This window comes from Acidovorax sp. JG5, assembly GCF_017939685.1.
Lineage (GTDB): Bacteria > Pseudomonadota > Gammaproteobacteria > Burkholderiales > Burkholderiaceae_C > Acidovorax.
Genome location: NZ_JAGKSE010000019.1, coordinates 1 through 20977, shown reverse-complemented (window position 1 = coordinate 20977; position 20977 = coordinate 1). Strand labels below are relative to the sequence as shown.

The 20977-nt window shown below is 66.7% G+C and carries 19 protein-coding genes; 4 read left to right on the top strand and 15 right to left on the bottom strand.

Annotation, left to right across the window (positions count from 1 at the left end; genetic code table 11):
• Positions 1-11: 11 nt before the first annotated feature.
• The 4 genes from J8G26_RS15385 (at position 12) to J8G26_RS15370 (ending at position 8176) form a co-directional block, all read left to right on the top strand.
• Positions 12-2075, top strand: coding sequence for a DNA topoisomerase III (locus J8G26_RS15385; RefSeq protein WP_011114056.1), 2064 nt, complete (start codon positions 12-14; stop codon positions 2073-2075).
• 21 nt (positions 2076-2096) lie between these two features.
• Positions 2097-2486 carry a protein TraD gene (locus J8G26_RS15380; protein WP_006122510.1) on the top strand — a complete coding sequence of 130 codons (390 nt, stop codon included), beginning with the start codon at positions 2097-2099 and terminating at the stop codon, positions 2484-2486.
• Positions 2487-2489: 3 nt separating this feature from the next.
• Positions 2490-6836 (top strand): zincin-like metallopeptidase domain-containing protein, encoded by a 4347-nt coding sequence (locus J8G26_RS15375; protein ID WP_196996220.1) that lies wholly within the window; start codon positions 2490-2492, stop codon positions 6834-6836.
• Positions 6837-7516: 680 nt separating this feature from the next.
• Complete coding sequence (locus J8G26_RS15370) at positions 7517-8176, top strand: recombinase family protein (RefSeq protein WP_011178412.1); 660 nt, start codon at positions 7517-7519, stop codon at positions 8174-8176.
• A gap of 1 nt (position 8177) precedes the next feature.
• On the opposite strand, the gene J8G26_RS15365 is transcribed toward J8G26_RS15370, so the two are convergent.
• The 15 genes from J8G26_RS15365 to J8G26_RS15295 all read right to left on the bottom strand — a co-directional run bounded on the left by J8G26_RS15365 (position 8178) and on the right by J8G26_RS15295 (position 20931).
• On the bottom strand, positions 8178-8852 hold the full coding sequence (locus tag J8G26_RS15365) for a DNA methylase (RefSeq protein WP_011178411.1): 675 nt from the start codon (positions 8850-8852) through the stop codon (positions 8178-8180).
• A gap of 154 nt (positions 8853-9006) precedes the next feature.
• Complete coding sequence (locus J8G26_RS15360; protein WP_001665065.1) at positions 9007-9438, bottom strand: OmpA family protein; 432 nt, start codon at positions 9436-9438, stop codon at positions 9007-9009.
• A gap of 15 nt (positions 9439-9453) precedes the next feature.
• Positions 9454-10152, bottom strand: a complete 699-nt coding sequence (locus tag J8G26_RS15355) for a TraX family protein (protein WP_011114053.1) — start codon at positions 10150-10152, stop codon at positions 9454-9456.
• Positions 10152-10418, bottom strand: a complete 267-nt coding sequence (locus J8G26_RS15350) for a hypothetical protein (protein ID WP_010890140.1) — start codon at positions 10416-10418, stop codon at positions 10152-10154. Before J8G26_RS15350 ends, J8G26_RS15355 begins: the two co-directional genes overlap by 1 nt.
• Positions 10419-10446: 28 nt before the next feature.
• Positions 10447-11082 carry a transglycosylase SLT domain-containing protein gene (locus J8G26_RS15345; RefSeq protein ID WP_011114052.1) on the bottom strand — a complete coding sequence of 212 codons (636 nt, stop codon included), beginning with the start codon at positions 11080-11082 and terminating at the stop codon, positions 10447-10449.
• A 13-nt stretch (positions 11083-11095) separates the two neighbouring features.
• Positions 11096-11683, bottom strand: a complete 588-nt coding sequence (locus tag J8G26_RS15340) for a TrbM/KikA/MpfK family conjugal transfer protein (RefSeq protein WP_010890138.1) — start codon at positions 11681-11683, stop codon at positions 11096-11098.
• Between the two features lie 17 nt (positions 11684-11700).
• Positions 11701-13419, bottom strand: coding sequence for a P-type conjugative transfer protein TrbL (gene trbL / locus J8G26_RS15335; protein ID WP_011114051.1), 1719 nt, complete (start codon positions 13417-13419; stop codon positions 11701-11703).
• Positions 13420-13429: 10 nt separating this feature from the next.
• Positions 13430-13657, bottom strand: a complete 228-nt coding sequence (gene trbK / locus J8G26_RS15330) for an entry exclusion lipoprotein TrbK (protein ID WP_000644148.1) — start codon at positions 13655-13657, stop codon at positions 13430-13432.
• A 9-nt stretch (positions 13658-13666) separates the two neighbouring features.
• Positions 13667-14431 (bottom strand): P-type conjugative transfer protein TrbJ, encoded by a 765-nt coding sequence (trbJ, locus tag J8G26_RS15325; protein ID WP_010890135.1) that lies wholly within the window; start codon positions 14429-14431, stop codon positions 13667-13669.
• Between the two features lie 20 nt (positions 14432-14451).
• Positions 14452-15873: a TrbI/VirB10 family protein gene (locus tag J8G26_RS15320; protein ID WP_011114050.1), complete on the bottom strand. Its 1422-nt coding sequence runs from the start codon at positions 15871-15873 to the stop codon at positions 14452-14454.
• A 4-nt stretch (positions 15874-15877) separates the two neighbouring features.
• Positions 15878-16366 carry a conjugal transfer protein TrbH gene (locus J8G26_RS15315; RefSeq protein ID WP_006122479.1) on the bottom strand — a complete coding sequence of 163 codons (489 nt, stop codon included), beginning with the start codon at positions 16364-16366 and terminating at the stop codon, positions 15878-15880.
• Positions 16367-16368: 2 nt separating this feature from the next.
• Positions 16369-17268, bottom strand: coding sequence for a P-type conjugative transfer protein TrbG (gene trbG / locus J8G26_RS15310; RefSeq protein WP_210570027.1), 900 nt, complete (start codon positions 17266-17268; stop codon positions 16369-16371).
• 17 nt (positions 17269-17285) lie between these two features.
• A complete protein-coding gene (locus J8G26_RS15305) occupies positions 17286-18068 on the bottom strand; it encodes a conjugal transfer protein TrbF (protein WP_011114048.1) in 783 nt (260 codons plus the stop codon).
• Positions 18065-20623 carry a VirB4 family type IV secretion/conjugal transfer ATPase gene (locus tag J8G26_RS15300; RefSeq protein WP_011114047.1) on the bottom strand — a complete coding sequence of 853 codons (2559 nt, stop codon included), beginning with the start codon at positions 20621-20623 and terminating at the stop codon, positions 18065-18067. Before J8G26_RS15300 ends, J8G26_RS15305 begins: the two co-directional genes overlap by 4 nt.
• A complete protein-coding gene (locus J8G26_RS15295) occupies positions 20620-20931 on the bottom strand; it encodes a conjugal transfer protein TrbD (protein ID WP_001207961.1) in 312 nt (103 codons plus the stop codon). The genes J8G26_RS15300 and J8G26_RS15295 overlap by 4 nt, the downstream gene beginning before the upstream one ends.
• Between the last annotated feature and the right edge of the window lie 46 nt (positions 20932-20977).

Here is a 20977-nt window from a genome sequence, read left to right as displayed (position 1 = left end):
GGAGACACACCATGCGCCTTTTCATCGCAGAAAAGCCGTCCGTCGCCAAGGCCATCGCCGGCGAGCTGGGCGCGACCGGCAAGGGCGACGGCTTCATCGAGTGCGGCACCGACAAAGTGACCTGGTGCTTCGGGCACATGCTCGAACAGGCCGACCCCGACGAGTACACGCCCGATGACGTGCCGCGCGGCCAGTCCGGCAAGAAGGTCTGGCGCGTCGATGAGCTGCCCATCATCCCCGAGAGCTGGATTCTCAAGCCCAAGGACGACGCGAAGAAGCAGCTCGCCGTGATCGGCAAGCTGCTCAAGGAGGCCAAGGAGATCGTCAACGCCGGCGACCCCGACCGCGAAGGCCAGTTGCTGGTTGACGAAGTGCTGGAGCACTTCCGCAACAGCAAGCCGGTGCGCCGCTTTTGGGTGAGCGCGCAGGACTCCGTTTCCGTCAAGCGCGGCCTGGCCGCTTTGAAGGAGAACACCACCTATGCAGGCTGGGCCGACGCTGCACGCGGGCGGCAGCGCGCCGACTGGCTGATCGGCATGAACCTCAGCCGCGCGTACACGCTGCGCGCGCAGCGCGGCGGCTCGCGCGCCCTGCTGACCGTGGGCCGCGTGCAGACGCCGACGCTGGCCCTCGTGGTCGCCCGCGACCGCGAGATCGAGGCATTCAAGGCCGTGCCGTACCACACCATCCGGGCGGTGGTGCAGCACGCCGGCGGCAGCTTCGCCGCCGCATGGAAGGCGAAGGAGGATCAAGCCGGTCTGGACAGCGAAGGCCGCCTTGTCGATACCGCCGTCGCCGACGCCCTGGTGGCCGCCGTCAAGGGCCAGCCGGGCACCATCGCCGCGTACAAACAGGAGGCCAAGAAGCAGAACCAGCCGCTGGCCTTCGCCCTGTCCGACATTACGGCACTGGCCTCGGCCAAGTTCGGCTACAGCGCCGAGGACGTGCTGAACACCTGCCAGGCGCTCTACGAGACGCACAAGCTGACCTCGTACCCGCGCACCGACTGCGCCTACCTGCCGGAGTCGCAGCACGCCGACGCGCCGCGCGTGCTGGAGGCGATCAAGCACGTCAACCCCGAACTGGCCGGCCTGGTCGATGGTGCCGATCCGCGTATCAAGTCCAAGACGTGGGACGACTCGAAGATCACCGCGCACCACGGCATCGTGCCGACCATGCAGAAGGGCAGCAAGGCCGCCCTCAGCGAGCGCGAGCGCAACATCTACGACCTGATCGTGCGCGCCTACCTGGCGCAGTTCTACCCGCTGCACGAGTACATGCAGACCACCGTGGGCGTCGAGATCGCGGGCGAGAACTTCGCCGCGAGCGGCAAGGTAGTCACGCGCAACGGCTGGCGTGACGTGTACAGCCAGGCCGACGAGGAAGGCGAGAAGGACGAGGACGACGACAGCGGCACGCAGGCCCTGCCGTCGATGGCCCAGGGCGACGCCGTGACCTGCACGGACGCCACCCGCAAGGACGCCAAGACGAAGCCGCCAGCGCGCTTTACCGAGGGCACGCTGATCCGCGCGATGGAGAACATCCACAAGTTCGTCAGCGATGCCGAGCACAAGAAGATGCTGCGCGAGGGCGACGGCATCGGCACGTCGGCCACCCGTGCGTCGATCATTTCCGAGTTGAAGCGGCGCGAGTTCCTGGCCGTCAAAGGCAAGCAGATCATCAGCACGACCCTCGGCCGCAGCGTCATCGACGCGCTGCCCGAGGTTGTGAAAAGCCCGGTGCTGACCGCGCTCTACGAGCGGATGCTGAAAGGCGTCGAGCAGGGCACGGCCGCCCTGGACGCCTTCATCACGAAGCAAGAGACGTTCATCCGCGACCAGGTGGCGAAGGCCAACAGCGGAGCCGTGACCATCGCCGGCGGCAAGGAAGCCGCGCCGGTGTCATCCCTTCACAAGTGCATGGCCTGCGGCAGCGGCTTGTCGCGCCGGCCGAGCAAGAAGAAGGGGCAATTCTGGTGGGGTTGCAGCAACTTCCCCACATGCAAGCAGACCTACCCCGACCTCAAGGGTCGGCCCGACTACAGCAAGGGCCGCAACGGCCCGGCATCCGAATGACCACAGCGAAGGAGATCGACCATGAACGAGCAAACCACCACCAACACCGCCGCCCACGACGAGCCGCTGGCCGTCCTGCCGCCGGTTGACGACGACGCCGCCGGCCGCGAGGCCGTGCGCGAGAAGATGGCCGACGCGCTGACGCCCGGCTTCCAGGTCGAGTTCGACCCCGACGAAGCCGAGCGCGTGGGCGCGTTCGTGGAGGACGCGCTGTCCGAGCAGGACGCCGCCGCGAGCGGCGACGACCTGGTGGAAGTCGATGGCGCGCTGGAGCCGGCATTCCTGGACGACGAAGGCCCGAGCGCCGACATCCCGCCGTTCATCACCACCACGAACGCCCGCGAGCTGTACGACCTGCGGCCCGGCGAGACGGTTGCCCAGGCCGCCGCGCGCAAGGCGTCGGAGGGCTGACCCATGCCGATCACGAAAGCCGAGGCGCAAGGGGTGACGCGGGCTTTCGTCCGCGACTACCCCGGCGCGCTGGAGCTGGCCTACAAGTTCCGCGAGGACGCGGCCGAGCTGTACGGGCCGCGAGCGGCCGAGGTGCCGGCCGACATGAAGGGCGGCTACGTGCCCAAGGAGACGCTGCACGCCGGCCGCGCCTACCGTGGCCGCGTGGACGTGCCCTTGCAGAACGTCGAGAGCGCCGGCGACCTACTGATGACGCTGCGGCACGAGGTGCTAGGCCACTACGGGGCCAACACCTTCGCGCCGGGCGAGAAGCGCGCCTTGCTGGACGGCCTGGCGGCCGCCCGCAACGAACCCACCCTCAAGCCGCTATGGGATGACGTGAACCGGCGCTATGCCGGCCAGTCCCTGGACGTGCGCGCCGAGGAAGTGTTTGCCCTGCACTGCGAGGGCATCGAGCCGAGCCAGCACCAGGTCGCCGACCAGGTGCAGCAGCGCGGCCAACAGTCATTCACGGAAACCTGCATCGCCCGCGTGCGGCCCATGCAGGCCGACGACCTGCACAACATCGTGTGCATGGTCGCCCAGGGCCTGCGCGACCGTTCCCGGACACAGCAGAACTTCCCTCAGTTCAACGAGCTATTCCGAAGGGACGAGAACATGGAGCCGAAGAAGCCGTTTCACGAAGTCGTGGCCGAAAAGCTGATCGAGCAGCTCAAGGCCGGCACCGCACCGTGGCAAAAGCCGTGGGAGCCGGGCGAACCCAACGCCTACCTGCCGATGAACCCGACCACCGGCAAGCGGTACAAAGGGATCAACGCCATCCACCTGATGGCCCAGGGCCGCAGCGATGCGCGCTGGATGACCTACAAGCAGGCCGCCGCCGTGGGCGCGCAGGTTCGCAAGGGCGAGAAAGGCACGCCGGTTCAATACTGGAAGTTCAGCGAAGAGCAAGACAAGCTGGACGACAGCGGCCGGCCCGTCCTCGATGCGAAGGGCCAGCCGGTCAAGGAAACCGTCATGCTGGAGCGGCCGCGCGTGTTCTTTGCGACCGTGTTCAACGGCGAGCAGATCGACGGCCTGCCGCCGCTCCAGCCGAAGAAGGAACAGACTTGGAACGCCGTCGAGCGCGCCGAGCACATCCTGAAAGCCTCGGGCGCGACGATCACCCACGCCGCCGGTGATCGGGCGTTCTACCGCCCTTCGACCGACAGCATCACCCTGCCGGAGCGCGGCCAGTTCCCCAGCTCCGACCGCTACTACGCGACCGCGCTGCACGAGCTGGGCCACTGGACGGGCCACGCTTCGCGCCTTGACCGCGACCTGGCGCACCCGTTCGGGAGCGAGGGGTACGCCAAGGAAGAGCTGCGCGCCGAAATCGCTTCCATGATCGTCGGCGACGAGCTGGGCATCGGCCACGATCCGGGCCAGCACGCCGCCTATGTGGGTTCGTGGATCAAGGCGCTGCAAGACGAGCCGCTGGAGGTGTTCCGCGCGGCCGCCGATGCCGAGAAGATTCACGACTACGTGCTGGCCTTCGAGCAGAAGCAGGTTCAGGAGCAAGACCAGCAGCAGAGCCAGGCCCAGGACGAAGCCGTGGCCCAGGCCCTGGCCGTGGACATTGCCGAAGTCCTGGACAACCCGGACGTGTCTTTCAGCCACTACCAGGCATTCCAGGGCGACACCCTGGAAGACGCCTTGCGCAGCCGTGGCCTCGAAACCGTGGGCAGCATCACCGGCACCGATCCCGAGCAGTTCTACGCGGTCGCGCATGACCGGCTGTCGCCGGTGTTCGGCATCGACCCGAGCCACACCGACACCGACAACGCCTACCTGGAGCGCAAGGGCTTGGCGCAAGAGTTCGCCAACATGGCCGAACAGCTCCACCTCGCGCAGCAGCTCCAGCAGCACGGCGAACAGATCGTGTCGAGCATCGACGCCGAAGCCAGGTGGAGCGACGGCCAGCGCATCTTTGCGTTCCACGACCAGGACGGTGAACCCCACCAGGTTCGCAGCCTGGACGAGCTGAACAACTACGCGCCCGACCATTTGATGGCCCTGCCGGCGCTGACCCAGCAGCAAGCGGCCGTCGCAGACCAGGAGGCGAACATGACCCCACCGACCAACGACCAGGCGGCCGCCCTGCTGGCCGCCCATCCTGCCGACGCGGTGCAGGGCATCGAGCAGGCCGCCGCCGCGCGCCGGCAGCTCGCCGCCGGCGAGATCGACGGCCAGGCGTTCGCCGACGCGACCCGTCAACACCTTGGCGTTGAGCTGCCGCCCGACTGGAGCGGAGAGCTGCGCATCGTCGGCGTGGCCGAGCAGGACGGCCAGACCGTCGATGCCGCCCAGGCCGGCATCGAGCCGCAGGCGTTCCAGGTCTACGCGCGCAAGGCCGATGCGCAGTTCGGCGAGGACGCCTTTGCCTTCGTCGCCGGCACCCGCACCGAGGGCCAGGCCGAGGCTCTGACCGAGCGCCTGCACCTGGTCGATGCGCTGGGCACCGACAACCAGCACGAGCGCGCCGCCAAGCTGGCCCGCGTGCAGGAAGAGCGTGTACGGCGCGACCCCAACGCGACCGAAGAGGACATTTCAGCCGCTAAAGAGGCACGCAAGACCGCCGAGGCGTCGGCCATGCTCAACGACAGCGACGCGCAGCGCCGCGCGGCCGAGCTGGAGCGCCAGGAACGCGAGCGGCAGCAGGCGCAGCCGCAGGCCGAGAAGCCCGAACGGCAGTACATCAACGTGCCGTACAAGGAGAAGGACGAGGCCAAGAGCCTCGGGGCGCGTTGGGATCGGCAGCAACAGTCCTGGTACGTGCCGCCGGGCACCGATGCCGCTCCCTTCGCCAAATGGGCGCAGGGAGCCGCTACAGCGGCCGTAGAGCCGCGTTCGGCCCAGCCGGCACCCGAAGCCCAGGGCGAGGCGCAGAAGCCCGCGCAGCAGGCCCAGCAGGCCCGCCAGTACCTGGCCGTGCCCTACGAGCAGCGCAACGCGGCCAAGGCCGCCGGCGCGCTTTGGGACAAGGCCGCGAAGTCCTGGTATGTCGGCCCGCGCGCCGACGCGGCGAAGCTCGAACGCTGGAAGCCCGAGAACGTGCAGGCCCAGCAAGGGCCAGCGATGACGCCAAGGGAAGAGTTCGCCGAGGCCATGCGCAGCGCCGGCCTGTTCACCGGCAGCAACGCCCAGGGCGATCACCCGATCATGGATGGCAAGCGGCACCGCGTGCCGGTCGAGGGCGGCAAGAAGGGCGCGCTCGATGGCTTCTACGTGGGCCACCTGGACGGGCACCCGGCCGGGCGGATCATCAACAACAAGACCGGCACGGACATTACCTGGAAGAGCAAGGGCTACGCCTTGAGCGACCAGGAGAAGGCCAAGCTCCAGGCCGAGGCGGCCGAGAAGCTGGCACAGCGAGCCGTCGAGCAGGACAAGGCCCAGGAGGCCACCGCGCAGCGCGTCGGTCGGCAGATGGCCGACCTCGTGCCCATCGAGCAGCCGACGCCCTACCTGCAAGCCAAAGGCATCCAGGCGCAGGCCGGCGTGATGACCGACCGCGAAGGCCAGAAGACCTACATCCCGGCCTTCGACGCAGAGGGCAAGCAATGGACGATGCAATACATCCAGGAGGACGGCACTAAGCGGTTCGCCAAGGACTCGAAGAAGGAAGGATGCTTCCACCCGGTCGGCGGCATGGACGCCCTGGCGGCCGCGCCGGCGCTGGTGATCTCGGAGGGCTACGCCACGGCGGCCCAGGTGGCCGAGGCCGTGGGCCACGCCACGGTCGCCGCCTTCGACAGCGGCAACCTTGAGGCCGTGGCGAAGGCGCTGCACGCCAAGTTCCCGGACAAGCCGATCATCATCGCCGGCGACGACGACCGGCACCTGGTCATGACCCACGGCAACAACCCCGGCCGGGAGAAGGCCGAGGCGGCCGCCCAGGCCGTGGGCGGCAAGGCGATCTTCCCGATCTTCGCGCCGGCCGAGAACACCTACCCGCGCGACTTGCCCGCCATCACGCCCGACAGCTTCAAGACCCACCTGCGCGCCGAGCAGCGCCTTGCCGACGCCGCCGCCGGCAAGGTCGAGCTGGCCGGCGACGAGGCGGCCAAGCTCAAGGCGTCGATGTTGAGCGGCGCGCAGATCGCGGCGCTGTCCACGATGAAGCAGCACACCGACTTCAACGACTTGGCGCACAAGAGCGAGCTGGGCATCGAGGGCGTGAAGCGGCAGATCGGCGCGGCCATCAGCCAGGTGCAGCGCGACGAGCAGCAGCACCAGGAGCAGAAGCACGTCGAGAAAAAGCAACAGCAGATCGAGCAGCGCCCACGGCGGGCCGCTCGCATCGGATAAGTCGAAAAATCCGGCTAAAGTGGCCGAGCTGCACATCAGGCCGCGCGGTTTTCCTCCCTGATCGCCGGCGCGGTTTCTTCCTCCCTGAACCGCATGCAGACTTGCCGCCTCGGACACCCCGAGGCGGTTTTTTTTCGCCTCGCTCGAGCATCGCCGCATCCGACGATGCCGAGACGACCAGGCCGCGCACGTCGAGCTGCAGCATCGCCATTGCCGACGATGGCACCAGGTCGCCGGCGGTGGCCACCGACCTCGAGCTCGCATCGCCACATCCGACGATGCGCGCCGGCGTCGACCATCGCCAGGTCTGACGATGGCGGCCGCCCTGCCCTGGATCTCGCATCGCCATTTCTGGCGATGAGATCCACGGAGCGGCCATTTAGACCCGCCAATAACGACCCGGCCAAGATAAATCGCATGACGGCCTTTTTGGCCGGGGGTAGCATGACCGGACACTTTGCGTATACCCAAAATGACCGGAGGAACCCATGACCAGCCGCAACGGCTACTTCCCAGGCAAGACCAAGGCGAAGCGCAGCGCGATCATCACGCCGCGCACCGCCCAGGAAACACAGATTGCGGCCATGCCGCGCCAGTCACGCGCAGCGCGCCAGGCGCTCGCCAAGACGCCACCGCTGCGCGTCGGCGGCGATGGCCTGGTCGAAGGTGCCGACCGCATCATGCGGACGCCGACCGAGCACCAGGCCGCCGGCGTCGCTTTCAAGGTCGCGCGCATCTACTTGCGCGTCAGCACCGACGAGCAGGACTTGACCAGGCAGGCCGCCATCGTGGAGAGCACCAGGGCCGCCGGCTTCTACGTCGCCGGCATCTACCGCGAGAAGGCTTCGGGCGCTCGCGCCGATCGCGCCGAGCTGCTGCGCATGATCGGCGACCTGCAACCCGGTGAAGTCGTCGTTGCGGAGAAGATCGACCGCATCAGCCGCCTGCCGCTGCCCGAGGCCGAACGCCTCGTGGCCTCGATCCGCGCCCAGGGCGCGCGCCTGGCTGTCCCTGGCGTGGTCGATCTATCCGACCTGGCCGCCGAGGCGAAGGGCGTGGCAAAGGTGGTGCTGGAGTCGATCCAGGACATGCTTTTGAAGCTGGCGTTGCAGATGGCCCGCGACGACTACGAGGATCGCCGCGAGCGGCAGCGGCAGGGCGTCGAGCTGGCGAAGGACGCCGGCCGCTACACCGGCCGCAAGGCCAACACAAAGGTGCATGAACGCATCGTGGCGCTGCGCAGCGCAGGCCACAGCATTCCAGAGACGGCCAGGCTGGCCGGGTGCAGTGAAAGCCAGGTCAAGCGCGTATGGGCGCTGCACAACCAGGCGCAGGCGTGACCTACTCGGCCGCCTCCAGCTCGCGCAGGCATTCCATGATCGCCGCCCGCTCCAGCGGATCGAGCTTGGCGAGCTTCGCTTGCCAGCGGGCTTTCTTCCGCTTGATGCGCTCGCGCTCGCGGAAGTTGCTGCCGAGGTAGCGCAGATCGTGCAGCTCGGCCGGCTCGGGGTAGTTCATCCACAGCCGTTCGATAGCGATGCCGCCGCGCGTCATCGCGTTGAAGTCGATGGTTCTCCATGACGCCAAGGGAGAGCTGTCATAGATCGTTGAGCTGTAGCCCGACACCATCACCGCGCACGGCAAGCCGGCCAGCACGTCGAGCAGCCGCACGTGGTCGGCGTCGTCGTATTCGTGGCGGTATAGCTTGCCGCCGCGCCGGCTGTCCATCACGTAGGGCGGATCGGCGTAGACGAACTCGGAGCCGGTGAACTGGTGGGACTCCAGCCAGGCCACGGCGTCGCCGTGGTGCAGCTCCAGGCCGGGCACGTCGAGCTGCTGCCAGACCTCGATCACCTCGGGATCAACGTCGATGCCGACGCTGCGGGCAGCGGGCCGCTTGCGCTCCAGGATGTTGCCGCCGCCCAGGTGCGTTTCGATGTACGTGTCGTGAGGCGGGATGTTGTTGATGATCGTCTGGTAGACGCCGGCACCGCCCTTGCCGCCGGGGTATCTCATGGCCTTCTTCCTGGAGTAAATCGGGACTTGGCCAGCATCGTCAGAAATGGCGATGCTGTCAAGGGAAGCCGGCCGGGCCTGCATCGTCAGAGCCGACGATGCGAAGCTGCTGGAGCGACCTGCAGCACCGCCAGGAATGGCGATGCCGGATCGCTCAGTAGGTGGGGATGTAGACCACCTCAATGTCCACGCGCTGGTTCTCGCGCCGGCCCTCGGCCGTCGAGTTGTCTGCCACGAAATCGGCGGCCGATGCGAAGTTCACCATGATCTTGAGCGGCGAGACGCCGCGCGCCACCAAGTACGACCTGGCCGAGAGCGCACGGCGTAGTGCAAGGGCCTCATCGGCCGCGCTGGGCCGTAGTGTGCTGGTGCGCCCGCTGATGTAGATGATCGCCGCATTCCTAGCGTCGGCCAGCAGCTCCAGGGCCTCTGGCGTCGGCTGGAATGTCGCGCTGCTGTCGGGGAAGGACACCGATACGCCGGACTTGATCGGCGTGCCGAAGTTGCCGGCGTCGCCGGCGGCCAGTGCGCTTTGCGCGCTGACCAGGAACGCCAGAGAGAGGGCCAGAAGAACGGGTTTTCGCATGGGGCAGGACTCCAATCAGAAGAACAGGTAGCCGGCCTTGCTCATGGGGATGCGGATCAACCAGAGCGAGGCCAGGTGCAGCGGGTAATAGGCGTAGAAGGCCCAGCGCAGGCGCGGCACGCGCACATCCACCCGCGAGGCCAGGAAGAGCACCGGCAGGGCTGCCAAGGCCCACAGGTTGCGATTGACGAACCACAGGGCCGCGCAGGCCAGCACCGCGACCGCCGCGGCGGCCCAGCTCGGCCGGCGCGTGTACGACCACACCGCCAGGCCGAAAGCCACGGCCGGCCACCAATATTCGACCGAGCTGCCGCCGACCAGGAACACCACGCCGGCGGCCGCCAGGTGCAGCTTGCCGCCACGTTCGACCAGGTAAGCCGTGGCCGTGACGACCAGCAGCGTGAACATCACGTTGAGCGGCCACCAACCGGCGTACAGGCCGCCGAGGGCCACGAAGGGCACGGAGGCCAGCGCGCCGAACATCGCCAGGCGCGACATGGTGCGGCCGTACACGCCGCGTTCGAGCGTGCCCGGCCGGGCCAGGTTGTAGGCCAGGACGAACACGAAAAGGGGGAGCGCCACGCGGCCGGCCTCGAACAGCACCGGCAGCGTCGCGTTGAACAGGTACTTGTTGACGTGATCGCCGGTCATGAGAACCAGTGCGAGCCACTTCAACGCTTCGACGGTTCCATCAGGAATCCGCAGGGCCTTCATCAGCGCCGGCCCCCGCGAATCGCGTAGGCGCGCAGCACCAGGAAGATGATGTAGAGCGCTGGCAGTGAGAGCACGAAGGCGATGGGCTTGCCGATCCACGCCGGCAGCGCCCACAGCAGAAGGCCCAAGGCGAAGATCGGGCCGAGGCCCAGCAGAAGCAAATCGAGCTGGTTCTTGGCCTGCCCTTCCGCCCACTTGCAATAGGCTTGAAGCAACCGGCCGACGCCCAGCGTGTACCGCATCATGAAGGCGTGGAATTTGTCCATGTTTAGCCGCTAAATCGGAAGAGCCGGCCTACTCGGCCGACCCCTCGCGTGAAGTGTTGAAAGACACCGTGCGGGGCACGTAGCCGGCCACCGACACGCTGCGAGCTGCTGCGGCCGCTGGGGCGGCCTGCTGGGGTGCTGGTGCCGGCCTGGCCGCCGGCGTCGCCCGCTGGGCCACCGTCGCGGGCTGGCTGGGCGTCGAGGGCGTGGCCCCGGCCTTCGTCACGTCAAGCGTGACGAACCGAGCTTCGAGCCAATCGGCCCACTTCGACGCCTTGCGCATCAAGTCGGCCCGGTACACCGCGTTGTACTGCGGCGTGCGCGAGTGGTAGTTCGCCGCCTTCGTCCAGAGGTCGCCCTTGTCGTTGCGGATGTGCATCCGCAGCCGCCAGGCGGCCAGGTCGAACGAGTAGCAGCCGGCAGCCGCCACATCGTTCGCCGTGATGCCGTATCGGGCCAGGTCGCCCAGGTACGCGGTGTTGAACTGCATCGGGCCAACGTCATGCGTGCCATTCGAGTTGCGCACCCACTGGCCCGGCTTGCCGCCCTCTTTCTCGGCGACGGCCAACACGATGTTGACCGGCACCTCGTACTTGACGGCGGCCGAGATCGAGCAGACGACGCGCTCCTGGAGCTGCGGCGGCAGATCGGCGAAGAACGGCATGCCCTCCCCTCCCTCAGTTCAGCCAGGACTGACGGCGGCGCTCTTCGTCCTCGCGCCGGATGCGTTCGTTGTACTCGGCCAAGGCGCGGTCATAGTCGCGCGCTTCGACCCAATACCCGCCCCGCTCTGGCGTCCCGACATAGCGCGGCAGCGTGCCGCTGCTGGCGAAGTCGGTGTAGGCGTGGCCGGTGTAGGCCCCGCAGTAGTCAGGCAACTGGTTGCTGATGTACGTGCGCCCATCGTCGTAGCCGCCCGTCCACATCACCAACGTCGAGTTCAGCGACTGCGCGTCGCACCGGCCAGCGCCGCGCGAGATCGCCGACACGAGCGACTGCATTTCCGGCGTCTGGCTCGCCACCGGGCAAAGCTGGAGGAAGTTCAGGCGGGCGCGGATCGTGTCCGACAGCTTGCGCTTCGTGATGTTGAAGTACCGCGACAGCGACGGCGTGCATTCGCTCGGGCGCGTGCCCGACGACAGGCACAGGATCGCCTCGCAGGCCAGGCGCGTGTCGCCGGTCAGCACGTCTTGCGCGCTGGCCGTGCCGGCGGTCGATCCGAGGGCTGCCACGAGGGCGGCCAGGGCAAACAGTTTCTTCTTCATGGTTGGACTCTCCTTGGTTACGCAGTTGTGCCGTCGCGGCCTTGCTCGCGGTTGGCGAACGCAGCTACTTCGGACTCGGGATCGGCATCGGCAGGGCCGCCTGCCAGGCTGTTGTCGCCGAAGCTCGGCGCGGGCTGCTGGTCGGGCACGTCGATGTTCTCGGCCGTGCCGCTTCCTTGCGCCTTGATCGCGGCGGCGATCTTTCCGCCAGTGGTGTCGGCGATCCGCTCGGCTGCGGCTTCGCGCAGGCTCGCGGCTTTGGCCTTGGCAACATCGGCGGTTCCCTTCGCCAAGTTCGCGCCGGCGTCGGCGGCGATGCGGCCGGCCGTGCCGAGGGCCGATGCGGCCGATGCGAGCAAGCCGGGGCCGGTGCTGCCCGGTGCGGCCTGCTGCCCTTGCCCTGCCCCGCCGGCGGGCTTGGGTTCGTTCTTGGCGGCCTTGTCGGCACTGCTGCCGGTGCTGGCCGTCGAGCTGCTGCCCTGGCCGCCGGCGTCGGCTTTGCCGCCGCCCTTATCGCCGCCCTTCGAGCTGCCCGAGCTGCTGCCGGTCGAGGGGCTGCCGCCACCCGACGAAGAGCCACCGCCGGAGCTGCCGCTAAAGCCCGCAGCCTGAGCGAAGGGCGTGCTGCCGGTGCCGGCGTCGCCGCCGCCGCCCGCACCGCCGCCCGAGCTGCCGCCGCCCGAGAAGGCCGACATAACGTCCGTGCCTGCCGACACGTTCTCATTGGCCTTCGAGAAGGCGGCCATGACGGCAGAGGCACCACCGGCGGCCGAGGCTGCGCCGGCGGCCAGAGCGGCGCCGCCGGTCGCGGCCGCTGCTGCTGCCATGCCTGCGGCACCCAACGCAGCACCTGCACCGAACTGGCCGATGCCGGCACCGCCCACGCTCGCGCCGGTGATGATCCCGGCGATGAGCGGCGGAATCTTGTTGACCAACGCCAAGAGGATGATGACGACGATCAGCATCACGCCCATTTCCTTGAGGCTGATGCCGGCGCTCATGCGCGAGTAGTAGTCATCGAGGAAGGTCTTGCCGATGCCCACCAGGAGCACCATTGCGAAGAGCTGCGCGGCCACGCCCAGGACGACCTTGTAGTAGTTGATCGCCATGTCGGAAGTCCAGCGCGAACCACCGAAGCCGAGGAAGAACACGCCGCCGTAGGCGAGCACCCAGCCCGACGCGAGCAGCAGAAGCATATTCACACCGACCAGGGCCAGGATGACCAGGATCGCCACGGCCATGAGGATGCCGGCCATGCTGTCCACCGGCGACCACACCGAGGACTGATCCATCACCTTGTCGAAGATCGCAAAGCCCACGTCCACGATGCCCGAGGGCGACAGAGCATTGCCCAGGCCCGTCGCGTTGCCGGCGAGCTGCCGCAACGACGCATAGATGGACGAGGCGAAGTTAGGGCCGTTGGTTAGCGCCCACCAGAAGAAGCCGGTAAAGATCGTGAAGCGGACGAACTCCGCGAAGAACTCGCCAATGTCGGCCTTGCGCAAGGCCATCATGCCGAACGTCCAGACCATCGAGATCACAACCAGCGTCCAGAAGAGCCAGGTTGCGGCCGTGGTGATGACACCGGCCCAGCCGCTCGCGGCGGCCTGGTAGCGATCCAGCACGCTATCGAACACGCCGGCGTTGTCGATGGCCGCGTGGGCATCGACCGCGAAGAACGCCAGCCAGACGAACAGCGGCAGGGCGAGGGTTTTTAGATTGGCTGGCATTCTCATCGTCAGCACCTCACCATTCGCGTTTCGGGCTGGGCTTGAAATCCCCACCACGACGCAAGCACAGCGACGAAAAAGCCTGCTGGACGCCCTTGTCCTCGATCTTGGCGATGTTCTCGGGCTTGCAGTTCTCGTCGTTCACTTCCGGCATGGGGGCCGTGGCCGGCTTGTTGTCGCAGCCGGCGACCAAGGCCGCCACGAGGGCGGCCGAGGCCAAGGACAGAGCCTTGATTGCTTTCATGAATCCCCCTTACCAGGTGCGCGCCGGGCTGGCCCGGTAGCTGCCCTGGCGCAGTTGTGCGGCCGCTGCCGCCTGCTGGGCTTCCTTGTCGGCGTCGGCCTGCATCTTGGTTGCCATCGCGTTCTGCTGCGCGATCAGCAGGCCACGAATCTGCAAGAGCTGGTTGGCCTGCTGGCTGGCGAGCTGGTTGGCGTAGCCGATGGCCTGCATTTGGCCCTGCGCGCCCTGCGCTGCCGATTGAAGACGCTGCAACGTCGCTGCATCGGCCGTGAGATTCGTTTGCTGCCTATCGAGGCCCTTGAACAAGGCATCGTTGGCCTTCTTCTGCGACTCGCTCGCGAGCTGGGCCACATTCCGAAGTGCTGCGCGTTCCGCGTCGGAGCACCCTGCCGCCGTAAAGCACGGCGAGTTCTTGTAGTAGTTCACGTCCTGGAACTTGCCGATGTAGCTGTCCAGGCTGCCGAGTTGGGTCTTGTAGTAATCCAGCGTGTTGACCGCGTTCATCAACCCGTTGATGGTCGATTGCGCCTGATCCCAGATATACGCGGCCGGGGCCATCGTGTTCTGGAGTTGGTTTTGATACTGCTGGAGCTGGGTGCTGTACTGCTCAATTTGCTTGAGCGTCTGGGCCACCGATTCGATGGCCGTCATGATGTTCTGCGACAGGTTGGTGCCGTCGATGACGGGGATGCCAGCCTGCACAGGTGTGACCGCCAGCGTGCTCGAAACAGCAATGACGAGGGCCAATTTAGCGGCTAAAAACTTCGGCTTCATGGTGCTTTTCTCCTATGGCGTTAGTAATCGAAGGAACGGTACGGCTTGGAAAACGTCATGTCCTTCGTGACCACGACGTTGAAGCGATACCCCGGCCGAATTTCCAGCGTCGGCGAAATGCTCAGGTTCTTGGCGATGAGTTGCGCCGTAACCTGGCCGAGCTGCTGGCCGAGGGCTTCGCTTAGGGCACTGCTGGCGCTCGGTGCGCCATAGGTGTTTGTGGCCTGGTTCTGGCGTTGGCTGTAGGTGATGCCTGCTGTCACGCCGGACATGAGGAAGGCCGAGCCGAACAGGCGCACATAGTGGTTGTTCACCTGGTCGTGGAAGCCCGCGTATCCCGCGCTGTCCGCGCCCGGCATCGCGCCAATGTCCATCGCCTTGCCATCGGGGAACACGATGCGTTGCCACGCAACCAGCACGCGCGCTTGGCCGTAGGCCACGTCGCTCGAATACGAGCCGACGAGGCGCGATCCCTGCGGGATCAACAGGTGCTTGCCGGTCGGTGTGTCGTACACGTCCTGCGCGACCTGGGCCATGATTTGGCCCGGCAGATCGGAGTTGATGCCCGAAATGAGCGTGGCCGGCACGACGAAGCCCGCGCGCAGCTCGAACGGTGTGCGCGGCGCTTCCGGCTGCGAATCCAGCTTCCAGCGGTCGCCCTGCCCACCTTGGCCGAACTGCGCCATGCTGTTGCGCCCGCCGCCGCTGGTCGAGGTTTGCAGGAGCTGCGGCGCACCGCCCGCGCCCATGCCGCCGGCGGCCGGAGCCGCGCCGCCACCACCGACGCCCATGCCGCGAATCTGCGCCAGGCGTGCTTGATAGGCGGCGGTCGGATCGTTGCTGCGCTGCGCGTCGATTTGCTGCTGCACCGCTGCGATGCGGTTCAGCATTTCATCGCGCGTCTGCGGCGTGCCGGTGTAGGTGCTCGGGCCACCCGGCGCGGAGCCGTTGCTACGCGGGGCATCCACGCGCACGGTGGTCTTGGCCTTCACGGCTTCGCCGAACATCTGCATCTTCGCCATGCGGATGCGCTGGGCCTCGTCGTCGTTCACCGGCTGGCCCGGGTTGCCGGGGTTGGCCGGCGGGGCCGGCGGCGCGTCCGGGTTGGACGGCCGCGCGATCTCCAGCGGAGCCGACGCCGGGCCGGTCGGCATGTCGGGCACCTTGAGCGGGCTTGCCGGCTCGATCAAGCCGCCGGTCTTGTCGCCTGCGATCTCCTTGGCGAACATCGACGTGTTGCCGGCCTTCTCCTTGGGGCCGTCCGCCGGCGCGTTCTGCTTGGCCGCGCGATCCGCCGCGACCAGGGCCATGACCAGCACGAACGACAGCAGGACGCCGCCGAGGATGTACATGGGCATGTTGTTGACGCGACGGACGCCCGCCTTCTTGGACACTTCGCCAGGCGAAGCGTCAGGTGCCATCTGATCGGCGTTTTCTGTCATGGCGTCACTCCTTGCGCACCCAGTACCCGGCCGGCGCGAACGTGCCGTTTTGCGCCAGGTAAGGGCGGGTGATGGATTGATTGCCGACCATCAAGGTCAGGCGGTACAGGTTCGAGTCGCCAGCCTGGTCGAGCACGTAGCGCAACGGCAGGCCGCCCGACGCGGCCGTGGTGGCCGGTGCGCTCGCCTGCGATGCCGCCGAGGCCGGGGCCTGCGTGGAAGCGCCGGCCGGGGCGTACTCCAGGAGGGCATAGCCCTTGTCGCGCAGCGACTTGACGAGCGCCTGGCCGAACGGATCGGGCGTCGGCTGTTGCAGCTCCAGGCGCGTGCGCGCCGGCGCGTACAGCGTGGCGAGCTGCTGCACCGCGTCGGTGGCGAGCTTCTGCTGATCGAGCGCGGCCGACTGGACGAAGTTGCCGTACTGGCTGGTGGTTGCGCAGCCGCCGAGGCCCAGGGCGAGGGCGAGCAGCGCGAGAGAGACGATCTTGCGCATGGTCACTTCCTCCGGCTGATGGTCACGCGGTCTTGGCTACTGCCAACACCGGCAATCAGGATCGCGCGGTCAAACACCGTGTCCACGATGTAGCGATTGCCCTGCACGCGGTAATTGACCAGCACCGTTTCGTCGTCGGTGAACAAGCCGCCCTCTTTGCGCACGACCAGGAGCGTCGGCGCTTCGGTCTGCTGCATCGTGCCGGGCATTTCGATGATGGTCTTGCGGCCATCGTTGTAGACGCGCACAGGCTTCCAGCTCGCCGACCCGGACAGCTCATAGTCGAACGAGAGATCGCCCAGGTACTCGCCCGTCGCCGGCAGGGTGTTGTCGGTGCGTTCCTGCTTCTCGCGGCGCTGGATCGCGTCCCACTTGGCTTGCGCTTCCTCGGGGTACGTGAACGAGACTTGCGGCATGTACTCGGTGCGATGCGAGCGCAGGCGGAAGTGGTAGCTGCGGCGGTTCGTGGTCACAACCAGGCTGGTTTCGAGGCCCACGTCCATCGGCTTGATGATGAGGTGCTGAACCTCGGTCGCGCCGCTGCCGGTGATGGCCGGTTCCACCGCCCACCTGGCCGTGTCGCCCAGGTTGATCGAGTTCACTTGTTCGCCGGGCTGCAAGGCCACGTCGCACACCTGGAGCACCGCGCAAACGATGCTCGGCTGCTGCGCGCCGTACACGAACTTGATGGCACCGCCCGAGCCGGCCACCGGCTTGATGCCGGTCGCCGACCCCGCTTCCCACCGTTTGGCGATGGCGAGCGCCGCGCGCTCTTGAGCGGTCAGCGTCGGGTTGGTCTTGTTGAAATACTTGTCGGCAATGTCGTCGCCAGGGGCGGCCAGAGCCAGGGAGGGCACCGCCACAGCAGCGCCCACGATCAAAGCGGAGAGGGTTTTCTTCATGGTGGATGACCTCGAATTCATTGGATGCGGGACCAGGAGTAATCACGCACGTAGATGCTCAACGGGTTGTTCCGCAGTTGCTCATCGGTGGTGTTGGGCGTGACCTCGGCGATGTAGGTAGTCACGAGCGCGCGCCAGGTGACGGGCTGACCTTTCAGCGTGCCTTGGCGGTCGCGCGTGGTTTCCACCCACTCGACTTGCCAGGTGTCGGGCGTTTGCGGGATGACGGTCTTGATCTCGACGCTGACCATTTCCTTCTCGGCGCGCTTGAACGGGCTGGAATCGGGCGTGCCGTTCAACCACTCGTTCATCTTTGGCGTCGCCGGATCGTTGGGGGCGAGCATCGAGTACGCCTTGAACACGCACTTGCGCTGCAAGGCCACGTCAGGCGACACCATGCGCGCGCAGCTCATCCAGTCCGCAACGGCGGCGTGGATGACACGCGGATCGGCCTTCCCTGCGGCCTGCACCGGGCCGGCGGCCACCGTCTGGCCCAGCTTGTCCACCTCGACCACGTAGGGGATGAACTTCGACTGGCTGCCGATGTGGATCACGCCACCCACGCCGGCCAGCGCGATCAACAGCGACAGGATGCCTATCACCTGCCAGGTTTGGCGCTGCGAGACGACGCTGCCCACGTGATCGTTCCAGGTGCGGCGCGCGGCCAGGTAGGGGTTCTCGGCCTCGCCCGCACGGCGGCCGCCGGCGAGCGGTTCCTTCGAGCGGCGCGGATCGCGCGGCTCGGCGGAGTTGGCGGGCTTCTTGAAGATCAAGCCCTTGAGGGTGTCGGCGATGCTCATGCGGCCTCCAGGTAGTCGTTGAGATTCAGCCCACGGCCGGCCAGCCACTCATGCACCCATTCGTGGCCGAACTTGGCTTCGAGGCTCTTGATGGTGGCGACCGATTCCTTGTCGGACGCACCGACGAAGGCCAGGGCCATCGGCCCCAGGGCAAGGTCATAGAGACGGCGGCCGTTCTCCGAGACGTAGTAGTACTGACGCTTCGGAATGGCAGTCGCCAGGATTTCGATCTGACGCGCGTTGAGGCCCATACGGCGATAGAGCGCCGATGTGTCCTCATCCCTGGCGTAGACGTTAGGCAGGAAAATCTTGGTCGCGGTCGATTCCACGATCACGTCCAAGATGCCCGAGTTGGCCGCGTCGGAGAGGCTTTGCGTCGCCATCAGCACAAGGCAGTTGGCCTTGCGCAGCACCTTGAGCCATTCCCTGATCTTGGCGCGGAACGCGGGGTGGCCCAGCATCAACCAGGCTTCGTCCAGGATGATGACGGAGGGCTGGCCTTTCAGTGCGCGCTCGATGCGGCGGAACAGGTAGAGCAGCACCGGCAGCGCGAACTTCTCGCCCAGGTTCATCAGCTCTTCGATCTCGAACACCGTGAAGTCGGACAGCGACAGGCCGTCCTCTTCGGCGTCGAGCAGGTGGCCCATCGAGCCGTCCACCGTGTACTGCTTGATGGCCTCGCGGATCGCCTCGTCCTGAATCGTCACCGAGAACTCGGAGAGCGTGCGCGCGCCGCTGGCGTGCATGCTCATGATCGCGTTGCCGATCTCGTTGCGCTGCGCCGGCGTGGTGTTGACGCCGTTCAACGCCAGGATGGTGTCGATCCACTCCATCGCCCAGGCCCTATCCCCCTTCGTTTCGAGGAACTGGAGCGGGCAGAACGCCAGGCGGTCATCGTCGGCGGCCACCGTGAAATGCAGGCCGCTCTTGCCCTTCGTGGCCGCGCGGATGCCGGCCGCGAGTGGGTACATCGACATGCCCTTGTCGAAGGCGTAGATCGACATGCCGGCGTAGCGACGGAGCTGCGCGGCGATGATGCCCAGGTGCGTCGATTTGCCTGCGCCGGTCGGGCCGAACATGAAGGTGTGGCCCAGGTCGCGCACGTGCAGGTTCAGGCGGAACGGCGTAGCGCCCACCGTCACGCAGTGCATGAGCGCCGGCGACAGCGGCGGGTACATCGGGCACGGAGCCGTGGCGCTGCCCGTCCAGATCGAGCTTGTCGGCAGCAGGTCGGCCAGGTTCATCGTGTTGATGAGCGGCCGGCGCACGTTCTCGACGCCGTGGCCGGGCAAGCTGCCCAGGTACGCATCGAGCGTGTTGATCGTCTCGATACGGGCCGCGAAGGCCAGGCGGTTGACGGCCTTCTCGACCAGGAGCGCGGAGGCCGCCAGGCGCTCCCGATCCTCGTCCATCAGCACGACTACGCTGGTGTAGTAGCCGGCCGCCACCAAGCCGCTGTTGACCTCGGCGATGGCCGCCTCGGCGTCGCCGACCATCGCGGCCGCGTCCTGGTTGATCGAGCCGGTATTCGTGTTGAACACCTGATCGAAGAAGCCGCGAATCTTCTGCTTCCACTTCTTGCGGAACTTGTCCAGGTGCTTCAAGGACTCGTGCTGATCCATGAAGATGAAGCGGCTCGACCAGCGGTATTCGCTGGGCAGCTCGGCCAGGGCCGAGAGCACCCCAGGCGTTGACTCCAAGGGGAAGCCTTCGATGGCGACCACCTGGATGAACTTGCGCCCGATCTTGGGCACGACGCCGCCCCACAGCTCTTGCCCGCCGATTACCGCATCGAGGTACATCGGATTGCTGGGCAGCATGACCGGGTGATGGAGGCCCGTCACGCAGAACTGCAACCAGCTCAGGAAGTCATCGTGCGTGACTTCCCTGCCCTCTTCCGACACGACTTTTTGGCCGCGCAGGCGCGTCATCTTGACCGCCGAGGACAGGCGCGATTCCAGGCTGGTGATCTCGCGCTTGAACTGCGCAATCAGGCCCGTAGTGCGCGCCGTATGGTCGGGAGCCACCGCATCGTCATCGAACATGAGTTCGACAAACTTGCGCTGGGCCAGCACTGGCGGGAACCACGTGACGGTCAGGACAAAGTAGCCCTCGAACATCGCGCCCAGGCCCTCGAACAAGCGCCGGCGTTCCTCGTCAATGGCGAAGGAAACGGAGTCGGGGAACGATGACACGCCCCGCTCCGAGTAGTTCGGCGCAGGCCGACGCACAGCATCGACATGCACCATCCAGCCGTTCCCCAGGCCCGCCAGGGCCTGGTTGATGCGGAACGACACCATTTCCCGCTGTTCCTCGGTGCTGCTGGCGTTGTCATCACCCTTGTACAGCCAGGCGGCCATAAAGGAGCCGTTCTTGCCCACGATCACGCCGTCATCGACCACGGCGGCGTAATTGAGCAGATCGGCCAGGCCGGCATCCTTGGCGCGATGCTTCTTGAGCTTCAGCTCGGCATCGACAGCCCGGATGCGGGCAAAGAGGATGAGCAACAGAACCGCACCGAGCACAGCAATGGCAATTGCGATTGCTTCGATCATTTGTATTGCTTCCCTTGACTCGGCGTGTTGTCACGGAAGGGCGTGCTGCGAGCCGGGTAGTACGGCTTGTACCGGCGGTGCCGCAGGTACACGTGTCGCAGCTTCGGATCGGCCTTCGCCATGAGGCGCAGCGCGAAGAGCGCGCCGAACCACAAGGCGATGCCGAACACCGTTGCCCTCACTTCTTGGGCGCTGAAAATCAGCGCGCCGGCCAGCAGGCCCGAGAACATCACCAGCTCACGATCCCCGCCCATGAACAGGTTTTCTCGGTTGCCGGCCCTACGGATGGGGATCGCGCGCAGAGCCATGACTTAGGATCTATCCGTAAATTAAACTATGTTCCTGAGTCGCCCG